The 14024-nt window shown below is 72.7% G+C and carries 12 protein-coding genes and 1 pseudogene; 3 read left to right on the top strand and 10 right to left on the bottom strand.

The features are described 5' to 3' along the window. Positions 1 to 205: 205 nt before the first annotated feature. From ACFV4F_RS31405 to ACFV4F_RS31365, 9 genes are all read right to left on the bottom strand, one after another. Positions 206 to 751, bottom strand: a complete 546-nt coding sequence (locus ACFV4F_RS31405) for a nucleoside deaminase (protein WP_380507544.1) — start codon at positions 749 to 751, stop codon at positions 206 to 208. A 27-nt stretch (positions 752 to 778) separates the two neighbouring features. Then, on the bottom strand, positions 779 to 1615 hold the full coding sequence (locus ACFV4F_RS31400; protein ID WP_380439995.1) for an LLM class flavin-dependent oxidoreductase: 837 nt from the start codon (positions 1613 to 1615) through the stop codon (positions 779 to 781). 112 nt (positions 1616 to 1727) lie between these two features. Further along, positions 1728 to 3038 (bottom strand): geranylgeranyl reductase family protein, encoded by a 1311-nt coding sequence (locus ACFV4F_RS31395; protein WP_380439992.1) that lies wholly within the window; start codon positions 3036 to 3038, stop codon positions 1728 to 1730. A 137-nt stretch (positions 3039 to 3175) separates the two neighbouring features. Next, the gene (locus ACFV4F_RS31390; protein ID WP_380439990.1) at positions 3176 to 3877 is read right to left on the bottom strand and encodes a demethylmenaquinone methyltransferase; all 702 of its coding nucleotides are present in this window, start codon (positions 3875 to 3877) and stop codon (positions 3176 to 3178) included. Positions 3878 to 4052: 175 nt separating this feature from the next. Then, positions 4053 to 4640 (bottom strand): hypothetical protein, encoded by a 588-nt coding sequence (locus tag ACFV4F_RS31385; protein ID WP_380439988.1) that lies wholly within the window; start codon positions 4638 to 4640, stop codon positions 4053 to 4055. Positions 4641 to 4910: 270 nt separating this feature from the next. Further along, a complete protein-coding gene (locus ACFV4F_RS31380) occupies positions 4911 to 5579 on the bottom strand; it encodes a hypothetical protein (protein ID WP_380507541.1) in 669 nt (222 codons plus the stop codon). A gap of 70 nt (positions 5580 to 5649) precedes the next feature. Further along, a complete protein-coding gene (gene mqnC, locus ACFV4F_RS31375; protein WP_380439983.1) occupies positions 5650 to 6870 on the bottom strand; it encodes a cyclic dehypoxanthinyl futalosine synthase in 1221 nt (406 codons plus the stop codon). A gap of 195 nt (positions 6871 to 7065) precedes the next feature. After that, complete coding sequence (locus ACFV4F_RS31370; protein ID WP_380507538.1) at positions 7066 to 8757, bottom strand: protein kinase; 1692 nt, start codon at positions 8755 to 8757, stop codon at positions 7066 to 7068. A 125-nt stretch (positions 8758 to 8882) separates the two neighbouring features. Beyond that, positions 8883 to 9779, bottom strand: a complete 897-nt coding sequence (locus tag ACFV4F_RS31365; RefSeq protein ID WP_380439979.1) for a menaquinone biosynthetic enzyme MqnA/MqnD family protein — start codon at positions 9777 to 9779, stop codon at positions 8883 to 8885. A 321-nt stretch (positions 9780 to 10100) separates the two neighbouring features. Here ACFV4F_RS31365 and ACFV4F_RS31360 point away from each other — a divergent pair, with 321 nt between their 5' ends. After that, the gene (locus ACFV4F_RS31360) at positions 10101 to 10304 is read left to right on the top strand and encodes a cold-shock protein (RefSeq protein WP_030060085.1); all 204 of its coding nucleotides are present in this window, start codon (positions 10101 to 10103) and stop codon (positions 10302 to 10304) included. A gap of 202 nt (positions 10305 to 10506) precedes the next feature. Here ACFV4F_RS31360 and ACFV4F_RS31355 read toward each other — a convergent pair. Then, positions 10507 to 10665: pseudogene (locus ACFV4F_RS31355) on the bottom strand (dicarboxylate/amino acid:cation symporter); the annotation flags it as partial. A gap of 423 nt (positions 10666 to 11088) precedes the next feature. Here ACFV4F_RS31355 and ACFV4F_RS31350 point away from each other — a divergent pair. Continuing rightward, positions 11089 to 12909 carry a glycoside hydrolase domain-containing protein gene (locus tag ACFV4F_RS31350; RefSeq protein ID WP_380507535.1) on the top strand — a complete coding sequence of 607 codons (1821 nt, stop codon included), beginning with the start codon at positions 11089 to 11091 and terminating at the stop codon, positions 12907 to 12909. A 104-nt stretch (positions 12910 to 13013) separates the two neighbouring features. Beyond that, entirely contained in the window at positions 13014 to 13667 is a 654-nt protein-coding gene (locus tag ACFV4F_RS31345; protein WP_380507547.1) for a recombinase family protein, read from the top strand. The last annotated feature ends 357 nt before the right edge of the window (positions 13668 to 14024 follow it).

Here is a 14024-nt window from a genome sequence, read left to right as displayed (position 1 = left end):
ACCCCCCGTGCTAGGTCGCGCCCGCCAACCCGGTCCAGATCGCCGCGGTCTCGCTTCCCCCCGCCGGCGGCCGGGGGTGGCCGGGCGGCGGGCCCCCCCCGAACCCCGGCGCCCCCCCGGCTCCGTTTCGCCCCGCCGCCGCGGGCTCCGAACAGACCTCCGCCGCCACCGGGATCCGGTGGCGGCGGAGAAGAACGGCGAAAGCTCAGAGCGCCGCGTCGATGCCGCGGAAGCGGCGCTGCAACTCGCGGACCTCACCGGCCAGTTCGAGCGACGGGCCGGCCACCTCCAGCCCGGGGACGACGTCCCGCACCGACAGCGGGTTCAGCGGCGAGGTGATCTTCACGCCCCACTCGCCCAGCCAGCCGCGGTACTGCCGCGTCGAGCTCACGTAGACGATCCGGCCGAGGCCCGCCCAGCCGTGCGCGGCCGCGCACATCGGGCAGTGCTCGCCGGAGGTGTAGACGGTCGCCCCCGCCCGCTCCTCGGGGCTCAGGTTGACCGCGCCCCAGCGGGCCAGCTCGAACTCCGGGTGGCGGGTCGGGTCCCCGGTGCTGGACTCGCGGTTGCGGTCCTCCGCGAGGATCTTGCCGTCCGCCGAGACGAGCACGGAGCCGAACGGGTAGTCGCCGGCCTCCACCGCCTCGGTCGCCAGCTCCACGCAGCGGCGCAGGTAGGGCAGGTCGGACTCGGTGACGGCGGCGGCGCCGGCGACGTCGCTCTCGTGCAGGTCGTGGGCGTTGCTGGCCACGGGTACTCCGTCTCTAGGGGGTGGTGATCAGGACCTGTGCGCGGCGACGGTGGCCAGGGCCTGCCACGCCACCTCGGGCCGCAGCGTCTCGTCCGGGTCGCCGAGGTAGGGGTCGAGCAGCACGGTGCCGGCGCCGGTCAGGCGCAGCTGCTCGATGTCGCCGAGGATCTGCTCGATGGTGCCCTCGCCGGCCTTGCGGTCGGGCCCGTCGACGGGCCGGTCGGTCAGCTTCAGGAGGATGCGCGGCGCCAGCTCCGGCACCGGCTGCCCCGCTTCGTCGGCGATGGTCTTCAGCCGGCCGACCGCCTCCGTGAACCACGGCATGGTGAACCGCAGCGGGTGCCAGGGCGCGCCGAAGCGCACGGCCCGGCGCAGCGCGGCGTCGCTGTTGCCGCCGACCCAGACCGGGATCTGCCCGCTGCCGTAGTCGGCCTCGTCGTCCCAGGCGGCCCGCATGGTGCGCAGGTACTCGTCGGTCAGCTTGCCGCGGCGTTCGAAGGGCACGCCGAGCGCCGCGAACTCCTCCTTGGCCCAGCCCACGCCGACGCCCAGGATCAGCCGTCCGCCGCTGAGTTGCTGCAGGTTGGCGGCCATCCGGGCCATCAGCAGGGGGTGGCGGTAGGGCACGATGAGGACGGTGGTGCCCAGCTGGACCCGGGTGGTGATGCCGGCGAGCCAGGAGAGCGTGGTGAAGGGCTCGAAGAACGGCGCCGGATACTGTTTGGCGACGTCCGGGGTGACCGCGACGTGGTCGGAGACCATCAGGAGGTCGAAGCCCAGGCCCTCGACGGTCTTGGCCCATTGGGCGAGGTGTTCCGGGTGCGTTCCGGGACCGAAGTTGGGGACGTTCACGCCTATCCGCATGGCTGTCAGGCTAGCAATTGGCCTTCGCTCGCGGGCGGTTCTTGGCGATGCTTGATCAAATTTGTTGGTGCGGGCGGACGGTGGTGTGCCGTCCGCCCGCGGGGGCCGTCCGTCAGGCGTTGGGCGCGACCCTGGCGAGGCCGTTGATGACGCGGTCCATGGCGTCGCCGCCCTGGGGGTCGGTGAGGTTGGCGAGGAGCTTGAGGACGAAGCGCATCAGCATCGGGTGGGTGAGCCCGCGCTGGGTGGCGATCTGCATGACCTGCGGGTTGCCGATGAGCTTCACGAAGGCGCGGCCGAGCGTGTAGTAGCCGCCGTAGACGTCCTTGAGGATGCGCGGGTAGGCCTGCAGCGCGCGCTCGCGTCCGCCGTCGGTGACGCGGGCGTTGGCCTGGACGATGACGCCGGCGGCGATCTTGCCGGATTCCATCGCGTAGGCGATGCCCTCGCCGTTGAACGGGTTGACCATGCCGCCGGCGTCGCCGACGAGCAGCAGCCCGCGGGTGTAGTGCGGCTGCCGGTTGAAGGCCATCGGCAGTGCGGCGCCGCGGATCGGGTCGGTCATGTTCTCGGGGGTGTAGCCCCACTCCTCGGGCATGCCGGCGCACCAGGCCTTGAGGACCTCGCGCCAGTCCAGCTCGCCGAACGCGGGCGAGGAGTTGAGGATGCCGAGGCCGACGTTGGAGGTGCCGTCGCCCATGCCGAAGATCCAGCCGTAGCCGGGCAGCAGGCGGCGCTGGCCGCCGCGGGTGTCCCACAGCTCCAGCCAGGACTCCAGGTAGTCGTCGTCGTGGCGCGGCGAGGTGAAGTACGTCCGGTAGGCGACGCCCATCGGCCGGTCCTCGCGCCGGTGCAGGCCCATGGCGAGGGAGAGCCGGGTGGAGTTGCCGTCGGCGGCGACGACGAGCGGGGCGCGGAAGGTCACCTCCCGCTTCTCCTCGCCGAGCTTGGCGGTGACGCCGACGATGCGTCCGGTGCGGTCGTCCAGCACGGGGCCGCTGACGTTGCAGCGCTCGTACAGGCGGGCGCCGGCCTTCTCGGCCTGACGGGCGAGCAGCTCGTCGAAGTCGGCGCGCTTGCGGACCAGGCCGTAGTCGGGGAAGGAGGACAGCTCGGGCCAGTCGAGCTGCAGCCGCACGCCGCCGCCGACGATGCGCAGGCCCTTGTTGTGCAGCCAGCCGTTCTCGGTGGAGACGTCGATGCCCATGTCCACGAGCTGCTTGGTGGCGCGCGGGGTGAGGCCGTCGCCGCACACCTTCTCGCGGGGGAAGGAGGTCTTCTCCAGCAGCAGCACGTCCAGGCCGGCCTGCGCGAGGTAGTACGCGGTGGTGGCACCGGCCGGGCCCGCCCCGACCACGATGACGTCCGCCGTGCTCTCGACGGTGCTGTCCGGCTTCGTCGGGTCGGCTGCGGTCTCGGACACGGTGGGCACTCTCCTGGAACTACGGCTGGAACGACGACTGGAACGACGGCGACGGCTGGGTCGGAACGACGGCTGCCGCCTCGGGCAGTCTAGGTCCGCTTACCGGGTCCGCTCACGGGGGCGGGGAGGGACGACGGCTACGCGGCGGCGGTCTTGTACGCCCGGTGCAGCGCGACGATCCCGCCGGTCAGGTTCCGCCAGGCCACCTTCGACCAGCCGGCCTCCTGCAGCCGGGCCGCCATCGCGGGCTGGTCCGGCCAGGCCCGGATCGACTCGGCGAGGTAGACGTAGGCGTCGGGGTTGCTGCTGACCGCGGTGGCGACCGGCGGCAGGGCGCGCATCAGGTACTCGGTGTAGACCGTGCGGAACGGCGTCCAGGTCGGCGTGGAGAACTCGCACAGCACGAGCTTGCCGCCGGGCTTGGTGACCCGGTGCATCTCGCGCAGCGCCGCGTCCGTGTCGTGGACGTTGCGCAGCGCGAAGGAGATCGTCACCGAGTCGAAGGTGTCGTCCGCGAACGGCAGCCGGGTCGCGTCGCCTGCGGTGAGCGGCAGCTCGGGGTGGCGCTGCTTGCCCTCGGCGAGCATGCCGACGGAGAAGTCGCACGGAACGACCCTGGCGCCGGCCTCCGCGAAGGGCAGCGAGGAGGTGCCGGTGCCGGCTCCGAGGTCGAGCACGAGGTCCCCGGGTCCGGCGGCCACCGCCTCGGCCACCGCCCGGCGCCAGGCGCGGGCCTGGCCGAGGGAGAGCACGTCGTTGGTGCGGTCGTACTTCGCCGCGACGTCGTCGAACATGGCGGCGACTTCGTGCGGCTGCTTGTCCAGAGAGGCTCGGGTCACGCCCCCATTGTTCACCCTGGCGCCCGCGCCCGGAGCAACGGGGCGGCGCAGCGCCCGCGGCCCGCGCCCCTCGGAGCTCACAGGCGCCCCTCCGCACGCCCCCCGACGCACCTCGCGGGGCACCTTGCGGCGCACCTCGCGGGGAGCCCGTCGGCGCACCTCCCGACGCACCCCGTCAGTGCAGTGCGCGCCGTCCGCCCGCACGCCGCTTGCGGCGCGAGCGCTTGCCGTCCGTTATCGCCGGCATCCCCTCGGCCAGGGCCCCGGTCGCGAAGGCGACGGTGGTCGCGATCCGGCCCTGCCCGGTGCGGACGGCGACCGCCCGCCGGTGCCGGCGGATGCGCCACAGGCAGACCAGGAAGAGCGCGACCGCCACCGGCACGCTGTACCGGGCCAGCCCGACGCCGACCGGCTGCGGGTAGGTGTCGCCGCAGATCCGCACCGCGCCCGCGTCGTCGGCGGCGTGCTCCAGGCAGACCTGGTCACCGACCTTGGCGCCGTCCGCGAGCGGCAGCGCGGCGGCCGTGTGCGCCTGGCCGCCGACCCGGTAGCTGACGGCGCTGTAGGAACCGCCCCCGGTCGGGAGCTGGGTGACGACGCCCTCGACCCGCACCGGGTGGGCCTCGATCCGGTCGGCCTGGTCGGCCTGGCGCCAGCCGAGCAGGCACATGCCCACGGCGAGCACGGCGCTGAGCACGGCGGCGAGGTACCAGCCACGGCCCAACCGCGGGGTGCGCGGCGGGGGGACGGTCGCGGATCGCATGGTTCCTTGTCCTGGCTTGCGTCGGGGCCGGGGACGCGGCCCCGCCTCCCGCGGGCACGGGCGGTGGTGTGGTGGGGGTACGGAGTGAGCTGTCCGGGATCGTATCCGCTGGCGGGCCCTCAGGTCACGGCGAAGGGGCAATCACCCGGCGCCACGCGGGCCGGAGTTCGGCCGCACACGAAGGAAGTCCCTTGCGCCGCAGGGAAGTCGGCCCGAAGGCCGGCCGACGGCGGGCCAACGGCGGTTCGGGCGCCCGCACCGGCCGCGCCGTCAGCGCCGTCGGTACACCAACCGGCCGCCGAGCACGGTCGCCAGGCAGCCCCCCGGCAGCGGCGCCGGAACGTCCCCGTCGCACGCGAACACCGCGAAGTCCGCCCGTCCCCCGGCCGCGATCCGCCCGTGCGCGGCCTGCGCGAGCGGCAGCACGGCGAGCGGGTCCAACGGGCCTTCGGCGGCAGCCGCGCCGCCCCCGGGAGCGAGCGCGGCCAGCCCGGACCGCGCGACCGCCGTCCGCACCGACGCCCGCTCGAAGGGCCCGGCCACCGCCGTCACCCCGAACCCCAGCATCCGCTGCAGCCCGCGCCGGGCGCTCGCCCCGCACCGCACGTCGTCGCCCTCCGCGTCCAGCCCGCCCGGCACCGGCTCGGCGCCGGTTCCCTCGCGCGGGTCCGGGTGGTAGGCGCGCTCCAACAGCCCGTGCCCGTACGGGTTGCGCAGCCCGGGTGTGAGCACGGCCGCGCACCAGTCCCGCACCCGGGCGCCCGGGTGCGCCGCCGCGAGCTCGCCGAACGGGCCCACCGCCTCGACGAGTTCGCCGCGCACCAGCACCGCGCCGTCGACGAGCACCGCGCCGTCGACGAGCACGGCGCTGCCGGCGGGCGCGGGCCCGGCCCCGGCCGGATCGGGCAGCACGAAGCCCGCCCGGTGCAGGGTCAGCACGGCGCCACCACGGCGCCCGGCACGGCTGCGGCGGGCGTGGGCGTGAGCGTGGCGACTACGGTGGCGGCGCTCAGTTGTCCAGGATCTTCAGCTCGGGGTGCGCGGTGCCGCCCTCGATCGCCGTGGAGGCGATGTGCGAGGCGACGCGCGGGTCGACCGGGTCGTTCGCCGGGTCGTCCAGCACCCGCAGGTGCTCGTAGGTGGTCGAGCGCTGCGCCGGGACGCGGTCGGCGGCCCGGATGAGGTGGATCAGCTCGGTCAGGTTGGAGCGGTGCTTGGCCCCGGCCGCCGAGACGACGTTCTCCTCCAGCATCACGGAGCCGAGGTCGTCCGCGCCGTAGTGCAGCGACAGCTGGCCCGCTTCCTTGCCGGTGGTGAGCCAGGAGCCCTGGATGTGGGCGACGTTGTCGAGGAAGAGGCGCGCGATCGCGATCATCCGCAGGTACTCGAATACGGTCGCCTGCGTCGAGCCCTTCAGGTGGTTGTTCTGCGGCTGGTAGGTGTAGGGGATGAACGCGCGGAAGCCGCCCGTGCGGTCCTGCACGTCGCGGATCATCCGCAGGTGCTCGATCCGCTCGGCGTTGGTCTCGCCGGTGCCCATCAGCATCGTGGAGGTGGACTCCACGCCGAGGCCGTGCGCGGCCTCCATGATCTCCAGCCAGCGCTCGCCGGACTCCTTCAGCGGCGCGATCGCCTTGCGCGGGCGCTCCGGCAGCAGCTCGGCGCCGGCGCCCGCGAACGAGTCCAGGCCCGCCTGATGGATCCGGGTGATGGCCTCCTCGATCGAGACGCCCGAGATCCGCGACATGTGCTCGACCTCGGAGGCGCCCAGCGAGTGGATCACCAGCTGCGGGAAGTCCGCCTTGATCGCCGAGAACGCGCGCTCGTAGTACTCGACGCCGTAGTCCGGGTGGTGGCCGCCCTGGAACATGATCTGGGTGCCGCCCAGCTCGACCGTCTCGGCGCAGCGGCGCAGGATCTCGTCGAGCTCGCGGGACCAGCCCTTGTCGCTCTTCGGCGGCACGTAGAAGGCGCAGAACTTGCACGCCGTCACGCAGACGTTCGTGTAGTTGATGTTGCGCTCGATGATGTAGGTCGCGATGTGCTCGGTGCCGGCGTAGCGGCGGCGGCGCACCGCGTCGGCCGCCGAGCCGAGGGCGTGCAGGGGCGCGGAGCGGTAGAGCTCCAGCGCTTCCTCGGGGGTGATCCGGCCACCGGCGGCGGCGCGGTCGAGCACGGCCTGCAGGTCGGTGCTGGGCGCATCGAGGGTGGTCGCTGCGAGCTCGGACACCTGGCGGCCTTCTCTCTCTCGGGACTGCTCGGGTACTGCTGTTCTCAGCGCGTCGGTCCCGGTCGCGGGTGTTTCCGGGTACGGCCGAACCAGCCTACGCCAGCCGATTCCGGCCCCTGCGCCAGCCCGCCGCCCGGCCCCTTCCCGCCTCCTGTCCCCCGGTGTTCACCCGTGTTCACCCGTGTTCACCCGTGTTCACCGGCTGGTGCCGTCGGGCTGGGCCGCGCCCGTGCGGTGCATCGTCCCGGCCGGGTTGCCCGCCACCGGGTCGGCGGAGGTGAAGCGGATCGTCCCGTCGTCCTGCAGGGTGAGCGTCTCGGTGTACGCGCCGCCGGAGCACGCGCCGGGCAGGCTGGAGCGGACCAGCCGGGACTGGAACACGAGCTTCTTCGGGCCCGCCTCCCGCAGCTTCCAGACGCCGTCGCAGCTGATCGAGATGATGCCGGACATGCCGTTCTGGCTGGTGGTGTTCTCCTGCCCGATCGCGGCCGGCCCGATGGTGAGCCGGGTGGTGCCCGCGGGCACGCCCTTTTCGGTGGCCATGTCCCCGGTCCAGGTGCCGAGGAACGCGGCCGGCACCGCGTTCGGCCCGGTCGGCGTGCCCGGCCCGCTCGAAGTGCCCGGGGTGCTCGGGGTGCTCGCTACCGCGGTCGGACCGTCCGGCGTCGGCGCGGGCTCCGGCACAGCGCTGCCGCTCCCGGACGGGCCGGCGGGCGAACCGCTGCTCGTGGCCGTCACCGTGGGAGCCGCCGGGTCCAGCCACCGGTACGTCCCGTACCCGCCGCCCGCCAGCACCACCAGCGCCGCCGCCAGGGCCGCGACCAGCACCGCGCGGCGCGGCCGGGAGCCGCCCCCGGGCGCCGGCGGCACGTAGGTCGGCGTCCGCTCCACCCACGCACCCGCCCCGGCACCCGTCCCGGAAGCCGCCCCGGAGGCCGGCCCCCAGGCCGCCGGCGGCACGTCGGCCGGAGCGCTCCCCGACTCCCCCTCCAGGTCCAGCAGTTCGACCGCGCTGCGCCCCACCCCCGCCGCGAGCGCCGGCGGCAGCCAGCCGCCCTGCCGCAGCCGCAGGGCCGCCGTGCCCTCCGGGTCGAGCCGGGCGCGGAGCTGCTGCGGAGTGGGCCGGTCGGACGGCTCCTTGGCGAGGCAGTCGAGGACGATCGAGCGCAGCGGCCCGCTCAGCCCGGGGACGTCCGGCTGCTCGTGCAGCACGCGGTAGAGGAGGACGGCCGCGCTGACGCCCTCGCCGAAGGGGTGGACGCCGGTGGCCGCGTAGGCGAGCACCGCGCCGAGGGAGAAGACGTCACCGGCCGGCCCGACACCCTGTCCGTTCGCCTGTTCGGGCGACATGAAGCCGGGCGAGCCGACGACGTAACCCGACTGGGTGAATCCGCCGGCGGCGTCCAGGGCGCGGGCGATGCCGAAGTCGATCAGCCGCGGGCCGTCCAGGGTGAGCAGCACGTTGGACGGCTTCACGTCGCGGTGCACCAGGCCGAGGCCGTGGACGTGGGCGAGCGCCTCGGCGAGCCCGACGCCGAGGGCGCGCACGGCGGCCTCGGGCAGCGGCCCGCCGTCGCGGACGGCGGTGCCGAGCGCGGGCCCGGCGACGTAGCCGGTGGCGACCCAGGGCTGTTCGCCCTCGGTGTCGGCGTCCAGGACGGGCGCGGTCCAGCTGCCGCCGACCCGGCGTGCGGCCGCGACCTCCTGCCGGAAGCGGGCGCGGAACTCGGCGTCGTCGGCGAGTTCGCCGCGGACGAGTTTGACGGCGACGGTGCGCCCGCCGGCCGTGCGGCCGAGGTAGACCCGGCCCATGCCGCCGGCGCCGAGCCGGCGCAACAGCCGGTAGGCGCCCACCTGGCGCGGGTCGTCCGGCCCCAGTGCCTGCATCCCCCGCACGCTCCCCTCGCCGACGGACGGCCCTCCACCGGGCCGCTCCCGGACGCCCGCACCGCGCGCGCCCGGGAGCAGACCGTACCGGCCCCGGCTTCCCGGGACGTCGGTGCCTCAGGATCTCAGCCGACCACCGCGGGTTCCAGGCCCGCCACCGGCTCCAGCAGCCGCACGGCGACGTCCGGCGCGAAGCCGCTGTCGTGCGCGACCCGGCGGGCGAACTCGGCGACGCCGGCCAGCTGCCGCTCGCCGAGCGAGAAGTCGAGCGCCTCGCTGAAGTACCGCTCCAGCACGTCGGCGCCGAAGGCCTCCCAGCGGGCGGCCTGCTCGGCGACCTTGGCCGCCTCGACCAGCGACAGGTCGCGGGACTCCAGGAAGGCCCGGTGGACGGCGGCGGTCAGTTCGGGCCGGCGCGCGGCGAAGTCGCGGCGCACCGCCCAGACGGCGAAGACGAAGGGCAGGCCGGTCCACTCCTTCCACATCGCGCCGAGGTCGTGGACGGTGAGCCCGAGGTCGGCCGCCTGGCCGAGGTGGGCGCGCAGCGCCGGGTCGCCGATGAGGACGGCGGCGTCGGCCTCGGCGAGCATCTGGGCGAGGTCGGGCGGGCAGCTGAAGTACTCGGGGCGGACGCCCTCGCGCTCCTCCAGGAGCAGGCGGGCGAGCCGGACGGAGGTGCGGCTGGTGGAGCCGAGGGCGACCCGGCGGCCGTCGAGGTCGCCGAGCGGCACCTTGCTGACGATCACGCAGGACATCACCGGGCCGTCGCTGCCGACCGCGATGTCGGGCAGGACGAGCAGTTCGTCGGCGTGCCGCAGGTATTCGACGCAGGTGATCGGGCCGATGTCGAGCGTGCCGTCGACCAGCTGGTCGCTGAGCTTCTCGGGGGTGTCCTTGGTGAGGTCGAGGTCGAGCAGATTGCCGGTCCTGGCGAGTCCCCAGTAGAGGGGTACGCAGTTCAGGAACTGAATGTGTCCGACCCTCGGCCTGACCGGGGTGCGTTCCTCCGGGGTGTGCTCCACTGCGCCGCTCCCTTGCTCTTCGTGCGCCTCCCCGCAGCGTATGCCCGGTGTCGTGAACGGCTCGCACCCGCCCTCCCGACACGCGCCGTGCGCACCGCAGTTCACCCCTGGTCGTCACCGCAACCGCATGCTAGCGTTGCCCTCAGTTGCAGTTTGATTCCCCTTGCAGTACTTGAAGCCTGCGGAGCATGTAACCGCAGGCTTTTTGTAGTTTTTCAGCAATATCGAAAAACTTCGGACTCGTCCGGAGGCAGGGCGATCAGCGCAGCGGACCGGGAGCCACACGGTGTGGCCCCCGACACGCCTCGCAAGGAGAACGGCATGGCCACGGGAACCGTCAAGTGGTTCAACGCTGAGAAGGGCTTCGGCTTCATCGCCCAGGAGGGCGGCGGCCCCGACGTCTTCGTCCACTACTCCGCCATCAACGCGAGCGGCTTCCGCTCGCTGGAGGAGAACCAGGCGGTCAGCTTTGACGTCACCCAGGGTCCGAAGGGCCCGCAGGCGGAGAACGTCACCGCTATCTGACCATCCTCTGATGATCTGATCGCTCGGGACCCCACGGGTCCGCAGGCGGCTCCCGACGGCCGCCACGATGAGCACAAGAGCAACACCCAAGGGGGCCCGCCACACGGCGGGCCCCCTGCCTTTTCCCCACCCCCGCACCACGGACGCGCGAAGGCCCGCGCCCGTGCCGGTCGGGCGCGGGGGCCGGGCCCCGTCGGCTGCGTCAGGCCGCGGCGGCGACCTTCGCCCCGGCCTGGGCCGGGATCACGGCGGAGTCCCGGGCGTCCAGCAGGTCGCCGGCCGGGCTGTTGTACGCCACGAGGTCGAGCGTCTTCTCCCGCGCCGCCACGATGACCGGCACCAGCGCCTGCCCGGCGACGTTCCCGAAGGGCCTGGGCCGGGATCGCCGCTGGGCCGGCCATGCTTCGTCTCCCTCCGTGGCACCCGAGGGACGTCGGCCCGGAGCCGGTTCGACGGGTCACGCAACAGCCCTGTCCGTCAGGGCGTCACCCAGTGTCCGGAGATTCGGATGATGGGCACTCAGTGATCCACGTTCGCCCGAGGGGTAAGCGGCTACTGGCGTGTCAGCCGGGATTTCTATGCTGTGCTGACGCGCTTTCGGCCGCACGGCCTGGGCGCGGGACCTGGCCGCCGAACCGGGCACCGCCCGGGACGCTTCCCACGGGAGAACCCCATCACCACACTGACCAGTCCCCGTCGTCGAATACTCACCGCACTCGGGCTGACGACGGCGCTGTCCGTCGTCAGCCTGGGATCCGCGCAGGCCGATCCGAGCGCGCCGGCGATGCCCACCAAGGATGTTTCCTACCTCGGCCACTCGTTTCACGTGCCCGCCGACTGGCCGGTGATCGATCTCGCGGCCAATCCGACGGCCTGCGTGCGTTTCGACCGGCACGCCGTCTATCTCGGCACCCCCGGGGCCCGCCAGGACTGCCCCGCACACGTGGTGGGCACCACCGAGGCATTGCTCGTCGAGCCCGGCGCCGATGACGCCGCGTCGGCCACGACCGTGTCGGAGATCGAGCGGAGGGTCCACGCCACCGCTCCAGGGATCACGGCCACCGGAGTCTACGACGATGACCAGGCGCTCGTCCGGACGGTCCTCTCCTCGGCCGGCTTCCCCGCCGGCGCAACGAAGGAGCCGATCGCCGCCCCGCCCACCAAGCGGTCGTTCGCGGCGGCGGCACCCGTCCAATCGTCTCCTGCCGCCACTGCGTCGACCCCGCCCGCGCTGCCGGCCGATGCGACCAAGTACACGGGCAAGGGCTTCGACGCCTGTTCGGCACCCGACGCCAACACGATGAACACCTGGCGCGCCAACTCGCCCTACCAAGCCCTCGGCATCTACATCGGGGGCGCCGGCCGAGCCTGCAGCCAGCCCAATCTGACGGCGTCCTGGATGCAGCAGCAGTACTCCGCCGGGTGGCGCTTCCTGCCGGTGTACGTCGGTCTCCAGGCCTCCAGGATCACCGCGCCGGCCGGTCAGGGTGCCGCCGCGGCCGACGATGCCGTGGCCAACGCCGCGGCTCTCGGTCTCGGCCCGGGGAGCGTCCTGTACTACGACATGGAGTCCTACAACGTCGCGACGTACTCCTCGACGGTTCAGCCGTTCCTGTCCGCCTGGAGCGCCGAACTCCACGCGCAGGGCTACAACTCCGGTGTCTACAGCAGTGCCTCCACCGGCATCGCGGATCTGGTCAACAACAGTGGCAGCGGCAAGGGTTACACCATGCCCGACGTGCTGTTCACCGCACGGTGGAACGGCGCTGCGGACGTCAACGAACCGGTGATCCCGAGCACCGCCTGGGCCAACCACCAGCGCGTCCACCAGTACGACGGCAACGTCACCGAGACCTGGGGCGGCGCCACGATCAACATCGACCGCGACTACCTCGACGTCCAGGTCAACACCACGCCCAACGGCAAGCCGACCCTGGCGGGTATCTACCGTCCGGGCGCCCAGACCTTCGCGATGGCCGACAGCAGCGGCAACGTCACCGCAGCCGTCACCTTCGGCTCACCGAACGACATTCCGCTCACCGGCCACTGGAGCGGTCCGGGCCGGGACACCATCGGCGTCTACCGGCCGAGCGACTCCGCGTTCTACCTGACCAACGACAACGCGACCGTCGCCGTCGCGGCCCCGTTCGGCAGCCCCGGCGACATCCCCCTGGTCGGGGACTGGACCGGCCAGGGCCGGGACACCATCGGCGTCTACCGGCCGAGCGACTCCGCGTTCTACCTGACCAACGACAACCAGACGGTGGCTTTCGCCATCAAGCTGGGCAACCCCGGGGACGTTCCGATGGTCGGGAACTGGAGCGGCACGGGCAAGGACACCGTCGGGATCTACCGGCCGGGCGACTGCGCGTTCTACCTGAGCAACTCCAACACCTCGGTCGCCATCAACCACACCGTCCTGTTCGGCGCTCAGGGCGACGTCCCGATCAAGGGCGACTGGAACGGGAGCGGGATCGACAAGGTCGGCGTCTTCCGGCCCAGCACGGCGAGCTTCTACGGCGCACTCTACGACTCCGGCTCGGTGCTCTACAGCCTCCGCTTCGGGGCTGCCACCGACACCCCGGTCACCGGCCGGTGGTTCTGATCGCCCAGTAGCGCACGCCGCTAGCCACGCGGCGCACGCCCAGCGAACGGGCCCTCTCCCCGAGGCGGGAGAGGGCCCGTTCGCCCAAGGCTTCGCGGGTCGGCATCTACGTCCGCATCAGCAAGGATCGCAAGGGACAGGAACTCGGCATCCAGCGCCAGGAGAGGGCCTGCCGGGAACTGTGTGACCGCCTCGGGTGGACCGTCCTGAGGATCTACGCGGAGAACGACGTCTCGGCGTCCACCACCAGCCGGAAGCCCCGGCCCGTCTACACCGAGATGATGAAGGACGCCCGCTCCGGGGTGATCGACGCCATCGTCGTCTACTCGATCGACCGGCTCACTCGACGAATCACCGAGCTGACCAGCTTCCTGGAGGAGCAGAAGGAGTACGGGTTCGCGTTCGCCACCACCGAGGGCGAGGACACCTCCAGCGCCTCCGGCCGCATGATCCTCACGATCAAGGGCGCGGTCGCGCAGCAGGAAACCGAACGCATGGCGGAGCGGGTCAACTCCGCTCTTCTCCGGCGCCGGGAGAAGGGGAAGCCCCACGCCGGCGGACCCCGGGTGTTTGGGTTCGAGGCCGACTCCGGGTTCCAGCAGGTCGTGCCGGAGGAGGTCAAGCTGATCAGGCTCGGCTACGAGATGCTCATGGACCGTAAGACGCCAGGCGACGTGGCCCGCGCATGGAACGAGAAGGGATCGCGGTCGTCAGCGAGCGGGACCATGTGGACGCCCCACAAGGTCAAGCACGTGTAACGGTCCGAGCGCGTCGGCGGAATCATCACCTACAAGGGGCAGGTACTCGGTGACAGCGTCTACCCGCACCCGCTCAGCAAACTCGATCAGGGTCATTCCGGTTGGCCAGCGGCCCTGATGAGGATCCGCGCTGGTCGCACTCCTGTGAACAGTGATGCCGGGCCACGGCTGCGCCCTCGCGGAATGTCGGGAGTGAGTGCCAGGATCGGCTCTGTGGAGCTTCCACGGCCTCATGCTCGCGGGGCTGACGGACACCGAGCGCCCCACATGGGGGTCCGCGCTCCAGCCGCCGGAACTGCGAGGTGCGGGGGCAGGCTCATGACCTGCCCCCGCACTGGCTGTAAATCGGCTATCAGC

This window comes from Kitasatospora sp. NPDC059722 (assembly GCF_042733235.1).
In the GTDB taxonomy this organism is placed as follows: Bacteria; Actinomycetota; Actinomycetes; order Streptomycetales; family Streptomycetaceae; genus Kitasatospora.
Note: the sequence above shows the minus strand (reverse complement) of the source record. Positions and strands in the feature narration are given on the sequence as shown.